This is a genomic window from Xanthomonas hortorum (assembly GCF_024339125.1).
GTDB classification, from domain to species: Bacteria; Pseudomonadota; Gammaproteobacteria; order Xanthomonadales; family Xanthomonadaceae; genus Xanthomonas; species Xanthomonas hortorum.
Map to the genome: position 1 here is coordinate 2,322,165 of NZ_CP101417.1, position 17,187 is coordinate 2,339,351.

Below are 17,187 nucleotides of genomic sequence, written 5' to 3' on the forward strand. Positions count from 1 at the left end.
CGAGCGGCGACTACCCTGCAGGTCTCGCAGGGCAAACATTTAGCACAGCTCTTATTTCACTTGTGTCAGGCTACGGCTGCGTGTGAACCGGTCGAGCTCGCGGGCCAGATCCTGGGCAGTGATTGTCGCTCCCCGCAATTCAGTATCAGCTGAAGTTAGGGGTCTGCGGTTGGTGTTGATCGTGCGACGTCCCCCCGATTTTGAGTAGCGCCTCAGTTTGGAGTCCAATTCCCTACCCCGAGGAGATTGGACGTGAAGAAACGTTTTACTGACGAGCAGGTCATCGGCTTTCTGCGCGAAGCCGAAAGCGGCGTGGCGATCAAGGACCTGTGCCGGCGCCATGGCTTCAGCGAGGCCTCGTACTACCTGTGGCGCAGCAAATTCGGCGGGATGAGCGTGCCTGATGCCAAGCGGCTCAAGGACCTCGAGTCCGAGAACGCGCGGCTGAAGAAGTTGCTGGCCGAGCAATTGTTCGAGAACGACCTGATCAAGGATGCGCTGCGAAAAAAGTGGTAAGCGCACCGGCGCGTCGTACGCTGGTGCGCGAGTGGATCGGGCGTGGCGCCAGCGAGCGTCGCGCCTTGGCAGCGATCGGCATGAGCGCCAGTGCGCTGCGCTATTGCCCACGCGAAGACCGCAATGGCGAACTGCGCGAGCGCATCGTTGCGTTGGCGCATCGCCATCGCCGCTATGGCGTGGGAATGATCTATCTCAAACTGCGACAGGAAGGGCGCATCGTGAACTACAAACGGGTGGAGCGGTTGTACCGCGAGCAGCAGCTACAGGTCCGACGGCGCAAACGCAAAAAGGTGCCAATAAGCGAGCGTCAGCCGCTGCTGCGGCCAGCGCAGGCCAATCAGGTGTGGTCGATGGACTTCGTGTTCGACCGCACTGCCGACGGTCGGGTGGTCAAGTGTCTGGTGATCGTGGACGATGCAACCCACGAAGCGGTCGCCATCGACGTGGAGCGCGCGATCTCGGGACATGGCGTTGCGCGCGTGCTGGATCGGTTGGCACACAGTCGCGGTTTGCCGAAGGTGATCCGCACTGACAACGGCAAGGAGTTTTGCGGCAGGGCGATGGTCGCCTGGGCACATGCCCGTGGTGTGCAGTTGCGGCTGATCCAACCCGGCAAACCGAACCAGAACGCCTACGTCGAATCGTTCAACGGCCGACTACGCGACGAATGCCTCAACGAGCACTGGTTCCCGACACTGCTGCACGCGCGCACCGAAATCGAACGCTGGCGACGCGCGTACAACGAAGAGCGACCCAAGAATGCAATCGGCGGCATGACCCCGGCTGCTTATGCCCAACATCTGGCAAACACCGATATCATTACCCCCGGACTCTAAACCAAGCCGCTACTCAGGGCGGGGGGACGTCGAGGCCGAAGCAGGCGTGGCAATCAAGGACCTATGCCGGCGGCATGGCTTCAGCGAGGCTTCGTACTATTTGTGGCGCAGCAAGTTCGGCGGGATGAGCGTGCCCGATGCCAAACGGCTCAAGGACCTTGAGTCAGAGAATGCTCGACTGAAGAAGTTGCTGGCCGAGCAGTTGTTCGAGAACGACCTGATCAAGGATGCACTGCGAAAAAAGTGGTGAGCGCACCGGCGCGTCGTACGCTGGTGCGCGAGTGGATCGGGCGTGGTGCCAGCGAGCGTCGTGCGTTGGCAGTGATCGGTATGAGCGCCAGTGCGCTGCGCTATTGCCCGCGCGAAGACAGCAACGTCGAACTGCGCGAACGCATCTGTGCGTTGGCGCATCGCCATCGCCGTTATGGCGTGGGAATGATCTATCTCAAATTGCGACAAGAAGGACGCATCGTGAACTACAAGCGTGTTGAGCGGTTGTACCGCGAGCAGCAGCTGCAGGTCCGGCGTAGCAGACGCAAAAAGGTGCCAATAGGCGAGCGTCAGCCGCTGCTGCGGCCATCACAGGCCAATCAGGTGTGGTCGATGGATTTTGTGTTCGACCGCACCGCCGAAGGGCGGGTGATCAAGTGTCTGGTGATTGTGGACGACGCAACACACGAAGCGGTCGCCATCGACGTGGAGCGCGCGATCTCGGGACACGGCGTTGCGCGCGTGCTGGATCGGTTGGCACACAGTCGCGGTTTGCCGAAGGTGATCCGCACTGATAACGGCAAGGAATTTTGCGGTAAGGTAATGAGTCGCCCCTGAAAAACCCCCTTCAAGCACCAAGTGTCATCGGCGACAGCGGCACGGCGCTAAAGGATGGCCATCCCATCGCCCGCATCCAGGCACGCAAAAACGCGATCCAGCGCAGCAGCCAGCGCAGGTTGTAGCCGGCGGCGCAGCCGAGTACGTGCAGCGCATCGCCTTGTGCACCTTTCAGCCTGCAGCGACGCAACCTGCAGTCGTCTTTCAGATGTCCGATCACCGGTTCCACCGCCTGCCGTCGTTTGATCCAGCGCCATTGCCGTCGCGTCAGCGTCTTGGCCTTGCCACGATGGAGCACCTGCACGCCATCGACCTCGCGCCCGCGATAGCCCAGGTCCACGATCGCCACCGTCGGTTCTACGCTCAGATCCTGCAGCAACCCGCGTGTCTGCTCCAGCTGCTCGGCCAAGGTGTCGCCGTCGTACGGGTTGCCCGGGAAGCTACGCGCACCCACGACCAATCCCTTGCAGGCGGTGACCGCAATGCCGACCTTGACGCCGAATTCGTACGCTTGACGCGCCTTGCCCTTACCGATGCATTCCACTTCCGGGGCATGCAATGCGTACAGTTTTTGTTTGTCCTTCGGACGCTGCGTGTACAGCCGTTGCGCACGTTCCAGCCAGACCGCGATGCGCTCGCGCACGCCGGGTTCCACCTGGTCCAGCTTGCGCGCGATATCGCGCAACACCCGCCCCAAGACCGTGCGTTGACGTCGCAGCACGCGCTGCATGCGCTTGAACTGGCGTGCATGCGCATAGCGGCCCGCCTTGCGGCTCAGGGCCGGACCTTGCCGTGCGTAGCTCTGCCGCAACCCGATGCCGTAACGCTTGGCCAGCAGCACCAGTTTCTTGCGTGCCACCTCCAGCAACCGACTATCGGTCGGATAGGCAATCGCCTTTTCCTGCACCGTGGTGTCCACGATCACCCGCGACAACTCGCGTGCGTCCACCGCCTGCATGGCATGTGCAGCGTTGATGGTGTGTGCCAGCAACTCTTCCATCCCCGCTTCGTCAAGCCGCTGACGCCAGCGCGTCAGCGAGCTGGCATCGCACGGCAAGCGCGTCTGGAACACGACCTCGCCAGTGAAAAACTGCCAATACGGATTTTCCAGCCAACGCTCGCACACCGCCTCATCGGACAGGTCGTAGGCGTGTTTGAGGTAGAGCAAACCGGCGATCAGCCGCACCGGCAATGCCGGCCGACCGCCACCAGCCTGGGTGGCCGGCAAGCGCGATGAAAGTGCTTGCTCCAACGCCGTCCACGGCATCCGTTGGCTCAGCTGCGCCAGCGGATGCCGCAGATCGATCTGGTTCTCCAGGCGCGAACGAAACAACTCCTCGGCAGGCATGTGCTCGGCAGCAGGACGGCGTGTATGCATGAGTGGAAATTGCCAGAAACCAGCCTTCAGCGTAGCGAAAACTGGTAGTTCTGGCACGCCGCTGCAGACATCAAGGCCTTGCGGGCGTTGGGTGATTGGGGGTTTTTCAGGGGCGACTAATGATCGTCTGGGCCCATGCACGTGGCGTGCAGTTGCGGCTGATCCAACCAGGCAAACCGAACCAGAACGCCTACGTCGAATCCTTCAACGGCCGGCTACGCGACGAATGCCTCAACGAGCACTGGTTCCCAACACTGCCGCATGCGCGCACCGAGATCGAACGCTGGCGACGCGAATACAACGAAGAACGACCAAAGAAAGCAATCGGCGCATGACCCTGGCTGCTTATGCCCAACATCTGGCAAACACCGATATCATCAGCCCCGGACTCTAAACCCGGCCGCTACTCAGGTCGGGGGGACGTCGCGTGGAGCACGGCAGCCGTTAGTACGCCCAGGCGTCTTACGGTATTTTTGTTGCTTGTAGTAGTAGGTCAGCCACTGCGCGGTTCGCTCGCGAACTTCGCCCGGCGCGCGGAGGATGTGCATGTCCAGCTTGCCGCGCCGGTAGATGTCGTTTAAGCATTCGATGAAACCGTTCTGTATCGGCCGTCCCGGCTCGATAAAATTTAATGAGATGCCTTGTGCTCGGCCCACTTGGCCAAGACCGGCATGAAGAAATTCTGGCCGGTCGTCTAAGCGAAGCTTGTTCGGCTAGTCGGGGCAGTCAGTGATGCATTCTTATGCCAAAATCTATGCTCGGGCAATGCTAATAACTGCGCAACTACCTCCTCATCACGATCAGAACGACGTCGATAACGTGCTGCCGAGCGAGCTAAGGCGTTCGTCGAACCGATCCGTCGCCAGCTCCAGCCATGCTGCTCACGAGCTTGGCAAGAGCGGGCGCGTATGCGCAAGGCCTACAGTTGTTTGCGATGACATCCTTCAATGCATTGTTCTCAATCGCAAGGTCGGCATAAAACCTCTTTGAGCTTGCCGTGCTCGGCTACAGGTCGCAAAAACGTTGCAAATCAGCGACCTCCATGTCGCCGTACTTGGACTTCCGGACGCACTAGGTCGCCTCGAAAACGCCCAGCTTGTAATAAATATCTTTGACTTAGCGGCAGCTCCCAACTTGTTTCAACGTGGCGACGATCTGGCTTTCGGTGAACTTGCCTTTGCGCATCCTTATTTTTTCCTTTGGCGTAGTTCGCCCGGAAGCGTTTAGCTGTGGCTGGATCAGTTTTACCAAATGCTGCGAACAAGAAAGGTGAAGTCTTAATCTGGATGTGTGTCGATCCCTCAGAAACGCAGAAATGGAAGCGTGGGCGCATCAATTTTTACTGAATGGCCCGTGTCGCAGTCAAAATTTGTGTTGGTGCTTACTAAGATTCGGTATGTGCCGGGCTTTAAGTCCTGAGGATCGATATACACATCGAAGCCGCTGTACATATAATTTTTATTCTTAAAAAAATCGGCTACATCAGGCCGGTTGGTGCGCCAATGCCCGGTGTCAAAACTGTAGGCCTGTGCACCATCTGATAGTACTATTCGCAACCGCGACCAATTGAAATTTTTGAAGTTAAATTGTGTCGGCGTAGTCCAGCCCGCGAGTCTGATTGGAAAACCGATGGAAGATGTTATGGGAAGCTGACCTGCAGGCCGCTCGTTGAACGTATCAAGTGCGCATTTTCCTGTATTTAACGGAAGGGTAGGAGTCACCCTGCCTCTTGGGAAAATTGAGGTATTTGTCTTTTGGCGGAAGAGCATCAGCGCCGTAGATAACGGTCCGGTCGCTATCGAAACAAAATTAGAATTGGAAGCAGCAGGTGCGCTACAGTCTGCCTGAATTCTAGCAAAGTTATCTTTCGGATCCGACGCTACATTGCAACGCTCCGCGATAGCCGGATAACGGCCCGATACAGCGAGGGCTCCAAGCAATGAGGTTGGTAGTGATTCAATTTGCGCATTATTCCGAAGGCTTGCGCCAAGGTGGACTGGATCGGGATAAGGTACATGACCATGTGGCTTGCCCTGGAATGCCTCGTCGTCGCCAGCAAGGAATTTTGCTGTGTTTAATGTCGACATACGAAGCCAGTAAGCTCGCTCCTCCAGTTTTGGCCATTGAAGATAAGATTGGCAGAAGATACCAAGCACTACTGCTATGTAGCTACCGTAGGATATGCCGCGAGTTGATACGCCACGTACTCCTGATCCGATAAGGCGTGAGGCAAAGTAAATAGTAGCTATGCTAGAGGGCAAGATAGTGTCTGTATAGCGTGAAGTAACTTCAGCTAAGTCATGTCCTCGGGAATAGGCTATTGCAACCGCATTTAGTATGCCGAGAGCGTTGATGCCTAGAAAAAAATAGTCAGTTTGAGTCTGGCGATTGCGTCCGACTATCAGCATCCAAAATGCAGCTGGAACAAATAAAGCTAATTGGCCGATTCCGGGCAAGAGTGGCCAGCTGCTTGTTATCAGTAATGCGGAAGCCGCTTCTGAGATATCCTGGGCCTTCAACTGTGCGTGGTACGCTGGGGAAGGGGTGATGATGAAGCCAGCGATTCCAAGCAGCGTGACAAATGCAGCAAGCATCGCGCCGCGATTGAGAAGATCACGTTGGTTAGCTCCACGAGCAATTAATACTCCAGCGCAAGCAAATGCAGTGAGTACACCATTTGCCATAGATGCGAGAGAAGCCAGGATCAAGATGGTAAGAGTGATCGCTGTGCGGAGTTTTATTGCGCCGAATGATGAGGCTGCAATTGCTATGAATGCAAGTAAGGTATTTATGTAAAATTGGCTCTGAAAGCCTACTAATGTATTTTCCCAGCCAAATGGAAGTGTTCCCATCAATGTTACAGCTACGGCCACAGAAATCGCCTGATTTTTATGGCTTTTAATCGATGTAATTAGTACGGGTATAGTGAGCGATATGCTGTATATAACGTTTGACGCGAAGGCTTCAACTTGATTATCCCATTGATGGCCATTTAGCTCAAACAGGATAATGGTGAGCAATCGTGTCCAGAAGATTCGATGTTCATTGTGAGGTGCAAACATTTGTGCCAGAGTCAGGGAGCCACTCTCAAATGCACTGAAGATTGAATTTTCGCCACCCCATTGATCCCAGAAAGGAACAGAGCCACCTGCGCTCATTAGCAAAAATAAGCGTGAGAGAAATATTGCTATGAACACAAGAGCACAGGATTTGCTGGTGAAACTAAGAATGGCTCTTGGTTGTGGATTCATGGTGCGCACAGCTGACTCCATGGAGAATTTTATGCATCCGGTGGTTTGTTTCGATTATTTTTAATAACAATGCAGGTTTGCGCTTTACGTTGAGGTACTCAAGAATTTCATTGAAATTTGCATTCGGAGTTAAGCTCCGATGCCATCTTCGACTAAATTATTCTTGTGGAGATGTGGTAATGTCTATCTTAAATATTTTGATGATGAAAAAGAAAGGTGTTTGTGGCCTAAGTAACTAGTAATCACAGGCACAGCAACGCCAAAGGCGTGTGCTACTGTTTCGTTATGGAAGTTGATCTGCAGGGCAGGTAGTAACCAACGGGAGAGTACCAAGCTGATCATGATTGTTTGCAATACTGCGGCCAAGTTGACGATGAGAAACCAAGTCATCTGATGGCTGAGATCGTTCTGTGCTTTTTGGAAAACCAAGACCTTGTTGAGTATGAAGGCCGTAATCATGCCTAGACAGTAAGCCAAAATAATTGCTGGGACGTAGCGCATCCACCCACTAAAGACAAGACGAGAGCCAAAATTTACAGCTGCGGCTATACTCCCTGCGACTAGAAACAGTAAGAACTGTCGAGAGATCACCTTGACGTCTTCCCTTCTGCCGCGACGTGAGCGAGCTTCGCGCCAACGGCGATGCTTTCATTGATAGAACGGTCTTCTGGATAATAGTAGGCGGTGTCTGCCATGAAGAATCCACGCAACGGCGTCTTCATCGGCGGCAGCATGTCCTGGAAGCCTGGCGGGCAGATGGTCTGCGCGTACTCGTAACGATGGCAATGGGTGGCGCGGATCCACTCCGGCTTGAAGTCCGGGTTGATCATAGGCAGGTAGCTGATGACCTCGTCGATCAACTGCTGGTTACTCCACTGCCACTTCGGATGGGTCTTGGGCATGTAGTAGGGCGCGTACACGATGTGCTCGCCGGGGCCGTTGCCGGGGTTGAGGTTGCTGTACTCGATCAGGCCAGGAATGGCGATCCGGTCGTCGCTGATGTTCATCCAGAAGTTTTCGCTGACCGGCCTGGATAGCTTCAGGATCACGCAGGCGACCGGAATATTCTCGATCGCGCCGACCTGGTCGGCAAACGTCTTGGGCAGGCCGGGCACCATGCCGGGCACGTACTGGATCGGTGCGGTCGACACGACGCCGTCGTAGGGATGGTGGCCGTCGCGGGTGCGGATGCCGGTGACCTGGCCGTCGGCCGAGGCGACCTCCTCGATCGGCCGCGACAGCAGGATGCGACCGCCGAGACGTGCAACTTCTGCCGCCATGCGTTCCAGCAGAACGGCCGAGCCACCTTCCAGATAGCCCATGCTTTCGTTGAGAAGATTGCGCCGCGACAACGCCACGCGCTTGATTCGGGTACCGATCCACGAGGCGGACAGGTCGTTCTGGTACTCGAAGAACTTCAGCGCGAACGCCTTCTCCCACATCACCTTGTAGGCTTTGGGGCCGATCCAGCGGGTAATCCAGTCGCGTGCGTTCTCCTTATCCAGCGCGGTCCAGTCGCTGATACCCTTGGTGTGCATGACATGCAGCGCGTAGCGGATCTTGTCGACTAGTCCCAGATGCGGGAAACCGAGCAGGGCGAACGGCGTTCCCCATTTGTGCAGCTTGCCCTGGTAGTAGTACCCCATTTTTGTGTCGGTCCAATGCAGGCGGTCGGACAGCTTTAGGTCCTCGAGCAGCTTGAACAGCGGGAAATCAGTCTTGCAGATGAAGTGGTAATAGCGCTCGATGTGCAGGCCGTCGAAATCAAAATCGGCGGACATGCCACCGATCCGGTCATCGCGTTCGTATACATCGACCTGATGACCTTTCTTCAGTAGTTCCATGGCAGCCATTAGGCCCATGGGGCCACTGCCGACGATCGCGAATGAGCTCATGTGTTTATCTCTTGGTGACAGTTCAGCGCTTAAGTACGATGTGGCTATAGCGCGGGTCGGTATAACTTTCGCGGATCGCATCTTCGAATGGCGTCTGGCGCACGCCGAAGACTTTCTCGGTATTGACGCCTTTGAAGTCATCGCCGGCGCTGAGCGCCTTGAGCTGGTCGGCCGTGAATGGGGGTTTCTTGCTAAAGATCGAATACACGCGCAGCAGGAAGGCAAAGAAACCGATAGGAATATGCACGATCACCGTATGCAGGCGTTTGACCCGCTTGATCGTCTTGATGATGTCAACGTAATCCACGCGTGTGTCGCCAACGATATCGTAGACCTCGCCGTTGGGTTCGCGTTCGATGCATTTAGCGATGCAGCGGCAGAAGTCACGTTCGTATAGCGGCTGGCGCATGAACTTGCCATCGCCTGGGATCGGAAAGACGGGCGTCTTGGCCATGAAGCGCGACAGCCAGCCCAGATGCTTTGGATCGAACCAGCCAAACATCAGCGTTGGCCGCAACACGCAATGACGCAAGCCGCTGCTCACCACCATTTCTTCCTGGGAGCGCTTGGTGTTTGTGTAATCATCCACAGCGATCGAATTCACCACCGATGAGCTGATGTGGACCACGAAGGGCACGTTGGCCGCTTTGCAGGCGTCAAGCACATGCGAAGTGGCAACCAGGTTGTTGCGGGTGAAAAGCTCGGTGGTTTTGCCAGTGATCTGTGCGTGCAATTGAGCGACGCAGGCTGCGCCTTCGAACTCGCGGGCCCATTCGCCCGGTTCGGCGAGGTCCGCATGCAAGACACGCACGGCAGGATGCAGCTCGCGCAGAATCTGCAAATTGTGCGCGTGCTTGTCGATTGCCACCAGTTGGGTGTAGCCCTGTTGTTCGAGCTCGACGATCAGGTTTTGGCCGACCAGCCCGGCGGCACCCGTGATGACAATCTTGGCGTGTTTGTCGGTCATGTCAGAGCTTGATCCTGCGGAAAACGAATTCGGGGATGTTTTTGATCACCAGCATGATGGCCCACCAAAAAGCTGGTAAGTAGGCCACAGCACGACGCTTGTCCACCGCACTGACGATTCCCTTGGCGATCTGATCCGGCTTTGCCCACAGGGCGCCCTTCTTGAAAGCTGCGGTCATTGGGGTGTCGACGAAGCCCGGCTTGATCGTGAGTACGTTGATGCCTTCCGGACGCAAGCGCTGGCCGAGTCCGCTCAGATATGCAGTCACAGCCGCTTTTGCGCAGCCATATAGGTAGTTGCTGGCGCGACCACGGTCTCCTGCCACCGAAGAAATCACCGCAAGCGTTGCGCCCGAGACCAGCCGCGGCACGATCGCTGCGCACAGCGCGATAGTGGAGGTGCCGTTGGTTGCGAATTCGCGAAGCGACAGTTCGAACGATGCGTTGCACGCAGCTTGATCCGGCAGCGTGCCATGCGCAATCAACACCACATCGACGCCACCCAATGCGGCCCAGGCAGCATCCAGGATATCGCAGTGACGTGCGCTGTCGTTGACATCCAGCACGCCGACGCTGCTCTTGGCGCCGCGTGTTGCGAGGTCCGCCGCGATCGTCTCCAGGCGCGTTGCCTGTCGGCCGAGCAGATGGATGGCCGCCCCGCGTGCGGCGTAGCGTCGGGCGGTTGCTTCGGCGATGGCCGAGGTGGCACCGATGATGAGGACGCGTTGCATGTTTACTCCGTGACCCGGCGCCAGAAGCCGGAAGAAAAACGTGGATCGAGATAGCTGCTGAATTCGCGCCAGAGGCCGTAGGCGCGCTGGAACGAATGCGCGGCCATACGTGCATCTTTGGCAGGGTACAGAGCGCCGCCTGCTTCGTCGACGATGCGGTCGAGTCGCTCGAGCAGGCGGAACACGTCAGGGCCACTATTGGGAAAATCCAGTGCCAGCGTAGTGCCTGGTCTGGGAAATGACAGCATGCCGAGTGAGGGTGTGCTGCCGAACTCTTTCAGCACAGCAAGGAACGAGCCGCTACCGCTGCGGGCAATTTCGGCTAGCAGGGCATCGACCCCGTCTCGCGAGGTTGCTGGCGGCAGTACACACTGGTATTGCAGGAAGCCGGAAGGCCCGTACATGCGGTTCCAGTCGCGGATGCCGTCCAGCGGATAGAAGAACGGCAGCAGATGACTGACAAAGCGTTTGCGTGGTGCAGGCTGGCGCCAGTAGTACAGCGCGTTGAAAGGCCGCAGGGATAATTTGTTCACCAACGAAATCGGCGGCGTGATCGGCATGGATAGTCCCGCGTCTGGTGATTTCGGTCGTTCCTGCGGAAGTCCGCTGCAGTGATCGGCACGCGTGAAGTGTCCACGTCCCCGCGAACGTCCGCTTGCCAGGCAATCGATCCAGGCAACGCTGTATTCGTGGCTTTCTGCAGATGCGGCAGATAAGGCAAAGAATTCGTCGAGCGAGCCGAAACGGATGTTCTCCGCCTCCAGGGTTGGGCTGCCGACGCGTCGTAGTTGAATCTCTGCCCAGGTGATCAGGCCGGTCAGGCCCAGGCCTCCCACCGTGGCTGCGAACCAGTGATCGTTGTCGGCTCGAGTGCAGAGCCGCCGCTCGCCATCGCTGCGCAGCAGCTCGAATGCGCGCACGTGGTGACCGAAGGTACCAGTGCGATGGTGGTTCTTGCCATGCACGTCATTGGCGATTGCGCCAGCCACCGTGACATAGCGAGTGCCCGGCGTCACAGGCAAAAACCAGCCCTGTGGCAAAACCAGTTCGATGATTTCCGCCAGGGTGACGCCCCCTTCGCAACGCAGTACGCCATTGCTCGGATCAAAGGCGATGAAGCGATCGAGCCCGCTTGCGCACAACAAGGTCCCATCCGGATTAAGGCAACTGTCGCCATAACTGCGTCCGTTGCCGCGGGGCAGGGCTTGGCCATCGAATGCCGGCAAGCGTGTGGCGCGATCGTTGACCGGTATCAGCGTCTGATGTGCCTTGGGATAGCGTCCCCAGGATTGCCCCGCTGTCATCAGATGGCGCTCAGAGCGAACAGCCCGCACAGCACGACAACGATCTGGCTTACACGGTCTGTGGCGGCAAACACGATCGGATCGTCGTGCATGTCTCCGCGGTAGGCAATGATCCAGACTCGGCTCACCCAATACAGCAGCACTGGACAAACCAACCACAGCAACTTGGGGTTGCGGTAAAGCTCCACACTCTCGGGGCTGTTGATGTACAACGCCATCACCATGACTGCGATGTAGCCGGCAGCAGCGCCCATCGATTGCAGCAGCGAAAGGTCCTCGACCGAATAGGCACGCCCACTGGCCTTGGTCTTGCCGCTGCTCAACATGGCGTGCAGTTCAGTGTAACGCTTGAGTAGGGCCAGAGACAGGAACATGAACATCGAAAAGGCCAGCAGCCAGAACGATAATTCGACGCCGATCGCCACGGCCCCACCGATGATGCGCACGGTGTAAAGCGCTGCGAGCAGTACTACGTCGATCATCACGACACGCTTCAAACGCAGCGAATACGCCAGTGTCATGACGTAGTAGGCCAGCAACACCAACGTGAATTCGACGCTGCAGGCTAAAGAAAGCAGCAGTCCGGCGATGGTCAGCGCAGGAGCGACGAGCAGACCCTGCAGAAGAGGAAGTCGACCTGCCGCAAACGGCCGCTTGCGCTTGCGCGGATGTTGACGGTCCGGCGTCAGGTCAAGTAAATCGTTGAGCACGTAGACGCCAGATGCGCATAGCCCGAACGCCACAAGCGCGATCGTGGCTTGCATTACCGAGTCCAGATCCAGGAAGCGATGAGCGGTAAGGAGTGGAACGAACACCAGCAGATTCTTCAACCATTGATGCAGGCGCAACGCTTTCAGCCATGCTCGGGCACGCGGCGGAGCAGGCCAATGCGCATGCACGTGCGTCCGCTCTGCGGCGGCTTTGGCGAGTGCAGTCCCGTTGTTGACGACCCAGGCGCCGCCAGCCTTTTCCCATACGTGCAGATCCACGCTGCCGTTGCCGGCGTAATCGAAGTTCCCCTGCCCAAATGTGTCGACCAGTACATCGGCCTTGTTGCGACCAGACAGATTGCGTTTGCCATCACTGGCGATCACTTGTTCGAACAGGCCCAGGTGGTCTGCGATAGGCTTCACCAGCAGTGTATCCGAGGCCGTGCATAGCACGCGTGGGCGTTGCGTCGTGGTACGCAGCAGCTCTAGCACTTGGTGGTTGTAAGGCAAGGTCTCTGCAGGCAGGAAGACGCGGGAGGCAAGTTCGCGCTTCAGCGCAGCCTTGCCGCGCAACAGCCACAGGGGCAGCAAGAACACGTACAGCGGATTTCGTGCCAGCAGAGCTAGCACCGACTCGTAGAGGATGTCAGAGTTCAAAAGCGTGCCATCCAGATCCACGCACAAGGCGCGTCCCGAAACAACTGGACGAGTGGAGCTGCTGGTAGGGGCTGACATCGAGGGCCTGGCGATCCATTGCGGGGCCGCGATTATACCTAGTCGATCAACCTGCTTCTTCTCGCGAGGCAAATTCTGCTATCAACATGGCCAACGCGCCGACGAGAATGGCGTACCAGAGCGTGACCAGGCGGGCTGCGACGGCGACTGCAATTGCGTCCTGCGTAGAGATCCCGAGCCGATTGAGCATCAACACGATGGCCAGTTCGGTCGTGCCAACGCCACCGGGGACGAACGACAGTGCGCCAATCAGCATCGCGAGCGGGTAAATACCGAGCGCGACAACAGGGTTCAGCTGCAAGCCCATTCCAATGCAAAGGCTTACGAAGACCGCAGATGTCAGTCCCCAGGCGATGGATCCGGCAAGCATGCTTTGTCCGAACGCGCGCAGATCCAGGCAGCTACGTAGCTCCAACGCTGCCGCAAGGCAAAAGCTGGCCAAGCGTCGTAACCAGCGGCCGGGAAAGCGCTCGCTCAAACGTGCCAGAGTGTTCAATAGCGCAGGCCACGCTGCCGCGCCGAATAGCAGGCAGACAAATCCCAGCACCACCGCGACCAGGGCGCCCAGGGTGGGGAACACCGAGGCAGCCAGCAACGCCAAAGACAGGATGACCAGCAGATCGGACGCGCGCTCGAAGACGAAGACGCCCAGCGTACGCTCGGGCGGGATGCCCATGCGCGCGAAATAGCGAATCCGCAGCAATTCGCCGGCCTTGCCGGGCGTTGCGGTCAATGCGAAGCCTGCCAAATAGCCAGCCAGGCCAGGTAATACCGGTAACTGATGGCCTTTACGGCGGAGGAGCCAGTGCCACCGCCAGTACCGGAACAGATACGTGATGGAAACGGGCACGATGGCGAGCGACATCAACGGCCAGACCTCGCTCAGCCGCGAAAAGGTCCGGTTTCCGTGATCGACCCAGACCAATGCGGCGACGTACCCGGCGCATAGCACGAGAACGAAGGCGGCCAGATAATCCAGGCGGTGCCACAATCTTGCGGCACCGTTGATGCTGGGAGGTGAAGGTGAATCCATTGCAGCAGAAGGGCCTCAGCCCAGTGCGGCCTCCAGCTCAGGGAGCAATGCGAACAGATCCCCAACCAAGCCAATATCCGCAATCTCGAAGATCGGCGACTCCGGGTCCTTGTTGATCGCCACGATCGTCCCTGCGTCCTTGATGCCGGTCAGATGCTGGATTGCGCCGCTGATACCGATCGCCACGTACAGCTCGGGGGCGATGATCTTGCCGGTCTGGCCGACCTGCAGTTCGTTCGGCACGTAGCCGGCGTCCACTGCAGCGCGCGAGGCGCCCACGGCCGCGCCGAGTTTGTCGGCCAGGCTGTAGATGTGCTGGAAATTCTCGGCCGAGCCGACGCCGCGGCCGCCGGAGACCACGCGCTTGGCGCTCTGCAGGTCGGGGCGATCGGAGCTGCCTGCGGCCAGGCCGACGAAGCGGGTGTGGGTCGGCAGCGCGGCATCGACGGTGACTGCCTCGACCGTCGCACTGCCGCCGGCTGCCGCTTCCGGCCACGAGGCGCTGCGCACAGTTGCAACAACGATCTGGTCGGCCGGCGCTTTCACGCTGATGATCGCGTTGCCGGCGTAAATCGGGCGCTTGAAGGTGTAGGCATCCTCGACCGACATCAGGTCGGAGATCTGGTTCACGCCCAGCAGCGCGGCCACGACCGGCATCAGATCCTTGCCAAACGTTGTCGAGGGGCCGAACACGTGGCTGTAGCCCTGGCCGGCGAGCTGTGCGATCTGCGGCCCAAGCACCTGGGCGACGGCGTGTTCGTTGGCGGCGTTTGTCACCGTCAGTACGCGTGCGACGCCCGCCAACTGCGCGGCCTGCCCGGCAACCGTCGCAGGGTCGGCGGCCAGCACGACGATGTCGATGGACTCGGCCGACACCGCCAGCGCGGCGCTGAGGGTCTTGGCGGTGGCCGCATTGAGCTGACCGTTGAGATGTTCGGCGACAACGAGAATCTTGGCCATTACAACAACCCCTTTTGCTTGAGTGCGGCCACCAGTTCGGCGGCGTCCTTGACCATCACGCCACGGCTGCGCTTGGACGGCGCGGCGTAGTGGGTGGTGCTGAGGCTGTCGTGCGCATCGACGCCGAGGTCGGCAAAAGCCAGCGTTTCCAGCGGCTTGCTCTTGGCCTTCATGATGTCCGGCAGCTTGATGAAGCGCGGCTCGTTCAGGCGCAGATCTGTGGTAATCACCGCCGGCAGGTCCACTTCCAGCGTTTCCAGGCCGGCATCGACCTCACGGGTCACGGTGGCCTTGCCATCGGCCACGACCAGCTTGCCGGCGAAGGTCGCCTGCGGACGGCCCCACAGCGTGGCGAGCATCTGACCGGTCTGGTTGGCATCGTCGTCGATCGCTTGCTTGCCCAGGATGACCAGGTCCGGCTGTTCCTTCTCGACCAGCTTGAGCAGGGTACGTGCAGCGGTCAGCGGCTGGATGGCGGAGTCGGTCACCACGTGGATGGCCCGGTTGGCGCCCATGGCCAGACCGTTGCGCAGATGCGCGGCCGCGTCGGCCGGCGCCAGCGTGGCGACTACCACCTCGGTGGCGATGCCGGCATCGCGCAGGCGCAACGCCTCTTCCAGGGCGATTTCGTCGAACGGGTTCGGCGAGAGCTTGACGCCGTCGGTCACCACACCGGAGCCATCCGGCTTGACCTGAATGCGGACGTTGTAGTCCACCACGCGCTTGTAGGCGACGAGGATTTTCATCGTGTACGAGATCCTTCAGCTGTTGCGGGAAGGCCCGGCCGCGGCGGCAGGCTCGGGAGTGCCGCCATTCTAACCGGGGAGGGCGCACCATGCGATGGCGTATGGATGCTGCGCTGCGGCAGTCGGACGCAGCGATGTGGGCGATGCTTAAGCTCGGTCTTGCCCGGACCATATATCCTGTGTGGTTTGAAAATGCAGCGCGGGTGCGCGCGACCAGGAGGAGTAGACAGTGGCGACTTGGCTAGTAACCGGCGGGGCCGGCTTTATCGGCGGAAATTTTGTTCTGGAGGCGGTCTCTCGTGGGATCCGCGTGGTCAATCTGGACGCGCTCACTTATGCGGGCAATCTGAACACGCTGGCGTCGCTGGAAGGCAACGCCGACCATGTTTTCGTCAAGGGCGACATCGGTGACGGCGCGCTTGTGACTCGCTTGCTGCAGGAACATCAGCCGGACGCGGTGCTGAACTTCGCGGCCGAAAGCCATGTCGATCGTTCGATCGAAGGCCCTGGCGCCTTCATCCAGACCAACGTGGTCGGCACTTTGGCCCTGCTTGAGGCAGTGCGCGACTATTGGAAAGCGTTGCCGGATACGCGCCGTGATGCGTTCCGCCTCCTGCATGTGTCCACCGACGAGGTCTATGGCACGCTGGGTGAGACCGGCAAGTTCACCGAAACCACGCCCTACGCCCCGAACTCGCCGTACTCGGCCTCCAAGGCAGCGTCGGATCACTTGGTGCGCGCGTTCCACCACACCTACGGGCTGCCGGTGCTGACCACCAACTGCTCGAACAACTACGGTCCGTACCACTTCCCCGAAAAACTCATTCCATTGGTCATTGCCAAGGCGCTGGCCGGCGAGCCGCTACCGGTGTACGGAGACGGCAAGCAGGTGCGCGACTGGCTGTTCGTCAGCGATCATTGCGAAGCGATCCGCACCGTGCTGGCCAAGGGCCGGGTCGGCGAGACCTACAACGTGGGCGGCAATTCCGAGCGCCAGAACATCGAAGTCGTGCAGGCGATCTGCGCACTGCTGGATCAGCATCGTCCGCGCGAAGACGGCAAGCCGCGCGCCAGCCAGATCACCTATGTCACCGACCGTCCCGGACACGATCGCCGTTACGCGATCGATGCCTCAAAGTTGAAGGACGAGTTGGGCTGGGAGCCGGCGTATACCTTCGAGCAAGGCATCGCGCAGACGGTGGAGTGGTACCTGACCAACCAGGCGTGGGTGCAGGGCGTGCTGGATGGCAGCTATCGGCTCGAACGGATCGGCGCTGCGGCATAACGCGCGTCCC

General features: G+C 58.8%; 14 protein-coding genes and 2 pseudogenes. 4 read left to right on the plus strand and 12 right to left on the minus strand.

Annotated features, from left to right (window positions below; genetic code table 11):
- Window positions 1–252 precede the first annotated feature (252 nt).
- Together NMB96_RS09805 and NMB96_RS09810 are read left to right on the plus strand one after the other, a co-directional pair.
- A protein-coding gene (locus NMB96_RS09805) for an IS3 family transposase (RefSeq protein WP_183086658.1) occupies window positions 253–1,355 on the plus strand; the annotation gives its coding sequence in 2 pieces (ribosomal slippage) (window positions 253–511 and window positions 511–1,355; 1,104 coding nt in all).
- Window positions 1,333–2,171 (plus strand): annotated as a pseudogene (locus NMB96_RS09810) (IS3 family transposase); the annotation flags it as partial. The gene NMB96_RS09805 and the pseudogene NMB96_RS09810, both read left to right, overlap by 23 nt.
- A 22-nt stretch (window positions 2,172–2,193) precedes the next feature.
- Here the strand turns inward: NMB96_RS09810 and NMB96_RS09815 are convergent.
- Window positions 2,194–3,561, minus strand: a complete 1,368-nt coding sequence (locus NMB96_RS09815; RefSeq protein WP_011035783.1) for an IS5-like element IS1478 family transposase — start codon at window positions 3,559–3,561, stop codon at window positions 2,194–2,196.
- A 119-nt stretch (window positions 3,562–3,680) separates the two neighbouring features.
- Between NMB96_RS09815 and NMB96_RS09820 the strand changes: the two are divergent.
- Window positions 3,681–3,955: pseudogene (locus tag NMB96_RS09820) on the plus strand (integrase core domain-containing protein); the annotation flags it as partial.
- A 13-nt stretch (window positions 3,956–3,968) separates the two neighbouring features.
- Here NMB96_RS09820 and NMB96_RS23530 read toward each other — a convergent pair.
- The 11 genes from NMB96_RS23530 to NMB96_RS09870 all read right to left on the minus strand — a co-directional run bounded on the left by NMB96_RS23530 (window position 3,969) and on the right by NMB96_RS09870 (window position 15,892).
- Window positions 3,969–4,217 (minus strand): integrase core domain-containing protein, encoded by a 249-nt coding sequence (locus tag NMB96_RS23530; RefSeq protein ID WP_425520918.1) that lies wholly within the window; start codon window positions 4,215–4,217, stop codon window positions 3,969–3,971.
- A gap of 645 nt (window positions 4,218–4,862) precedes the next feature.
- Window positions 4,863–6,821 carry a hypothetical protein gene (locus tag NMB96_RS09825; RefSeq protein WP_255086783.1) on the minus strand — a complete coding sequence of 653 codons (1,959 nt, stop codon included), beginning with the start codon at window positions 6,819–6,821 and terminating at the stop codon, window positions 4,863–4,865.
- A gap of 174 nt (window positions 6,822–6,995) precedes the next feature.
- Window positions 6,996–7,403, minus strand: coding sequence for a GtrA family protein (locus NMB96_RS09830; RefSeq protein ID WP_255086784.1), 408 nt, complete (start codon window positions 7,401–7,403; stop codon window positions 6,996–6,998).
- A complete protein-coding gene (locus NMB96_RS09835; RefSeq protein ID WP_255086785.1) occupies window positions 7,400–8,707 on the minus strand; it encodes an NAD(P)/FAD-dependent oxidoreductase in 1,308 nt (435 codons plus the stop codon). The genes NMB96_RS09830 and NMB96_RS09835 overlap by 4 nt, the downstream gene beginning before the upstream one ends.
- Before the next feature lie 22 nt (window positions 8,708–8,729).
- Window positions 8,730–9,674 carry an NAD-dependent epimerase/dehydratase family protein gene (locus NMB96_RS09840; RefSeq protein ID WP_255086786.1) on the minus strand — a complete coding sequence of 315 codons (945 nt, stop codon included), beginning with the start codon at window positions 9,672–9,674 and terminating at the stop codon, window positions 8,730–8,732.
- A gap of 1 nt (window position 9,675) precedes the next feature.
- Window positions 9,676–10,404 (minus strand): SDR family oxidoreductase, encoded by a 729-nt coding sequence (locus tag NMB96_RS09845; protein WP_255086787.1) that lies wholly within the window; start codon window positions 10,402–10,404, stop codon window positions 9,676–9,678.
- 2 nt (window positions 10,405–10,406) lie between these two features.
- Complete coding sequence (locus NMB96_RS09850) at window positions 10,407–11,708, minus strand: FAD-binding oxidoreductase (RefSeq protein ID WP_255086788.1); 1,302 nt, start codon at window positions 11,706–11,708, stop codon at window positions 10,407–10,409.
- Window positions 11,708–13,096: a UbiA family prenyltransferase gene (locus NMB96_RS09855; protein ID WP_255086789.1), complete on the minus strand. Its 1,389-nt coding sequence runs from the start codon at window positions 13,094–13,096 to the stop codon at window positions 11,708–11,710. Before NMB96_RS09855 ends, NMB96_RS09850 begins: the two co-directional genes overlap by 1 nt.
- A 103-nt stretch (window positions 13,097–13,199) precedes the next feature.
- The gene (locus NMB96_RS09860) at window positions 13,200–14,186 is read right to left on the minus strand and encodes a lysylphosphatidylglycerol synthase transmembrane domain-containing protein (protein ID WP_255086790.1); all 987 of its coding nucleotides are present in this window, start codon (window positions 14,184–14,186) and stop codon (window positions 13,200–13,202) included.
- Window positions 14,187–14,201: 15 nt separating this feature from the next.
- Window positions 14,202–15,146: an electron transfer flavoprotein subunit alpha/FixB family protein gene (locus NMB96_RS09865; protein ID WP_255086791.1), complete on the minus strand. Its 945-nt coding sequence runs from the start codon at window positions 15,144–15,146 to the stop codon at window positions 14,202–14,204.
- A complete protein-coding gene (locus NMB96_RS09870; RefSeq protein ID WP_104549286.1) occupies window positions 15,146–15,892 on the minus strand; it encodes an electron transfer flavoprotein subunit beta/FixA family protein in 747 nt (248 codons plus the stop codon). The genes NMB96_RS09865 and NMB96_RS09870 overlap by 1 nt, the downstream gene beginning before the upstream one ends.
- Window positions 15,893–16,121: 229 nt before the next feature.
- Between NMB96_RS09870 and rfbB the strand changes: the two genes are divergently transcribed.
- Complete coding sequence (rfbB, locus tag NMB96_RS09875) at window positions 16,122–17,177, plus strand: dTDP-glucose 4,6-dehydratase (RefSeq protein ID WP_255086792.1); 1,056 nt, start codon at window positions 16,122–16,124, stop codon at window positions 17,175–17,177.
- Window positions 17,178–17,187 lie beyond the last annotated feature (10 nt).

Excerpts from the sequence above, each read along its gene's own strand:
- NMB96_RS09815 (WP_011035783.1), bottom strand. The coding sequence starts at position 3,561 with ATGCATACACGCCGTCCTGCTGCCGAGCACATGCCTGCCGAGGAGTTG.
- NMB96_RS09835 (WP_255086785.1), bottom strand. The coding sequence starts at position 8,707 with ATGAGCTCATTCGCGATCGTCGGCAGTGGCCCCATGGGCCTAATGGCT.
- NMB96_RS09840 (WP_255086786.1), bottom strand. The coding sequence starts at position 9,674 with ATGACCGACAAACACGCCAAGATTGTCATCACGGGTGCCGCCGGGCTG.
- NMB96_RS09845 (WP_255086787.1), bottom strand. The coding sequence starts at position 10,404 with ATGCAACGCGTCCTCATCATCGGTGCCACCTCGGCCATCGCCGAAGCA.
- NMB96_RS09850 (WP_255086788.1), bottom strand. The coding sequence starts at position 11,708 with ATGACAGCGGGGCAATCCTGGGGACGCTATCCCAAGGCACATCAGACG.
- NMB96_RS09860 (WP_255086790.1), bottom strand. The coding sequence starts at position 14,186 with ATGGATTCACCTTCACCTCCCAGCATCAACGGTGCCGCAAGATTGTGG.
- NMB96_RS09865 (WP_255086791.1), bottom strand. The coding sequence starts at position 15,146 with ATGGCCAAGATTCTCGTTGTCGCCGAACATCTCAACGGTCAGCTCAAT.
- NMB96_RS09870 (WP_104549286.1), bottom strand. The coding sequence starts at position 15,892 with ATGAAAATCCTCGTCGCCTACAAGCGCGTGGTGGACTACAACGTCCGC.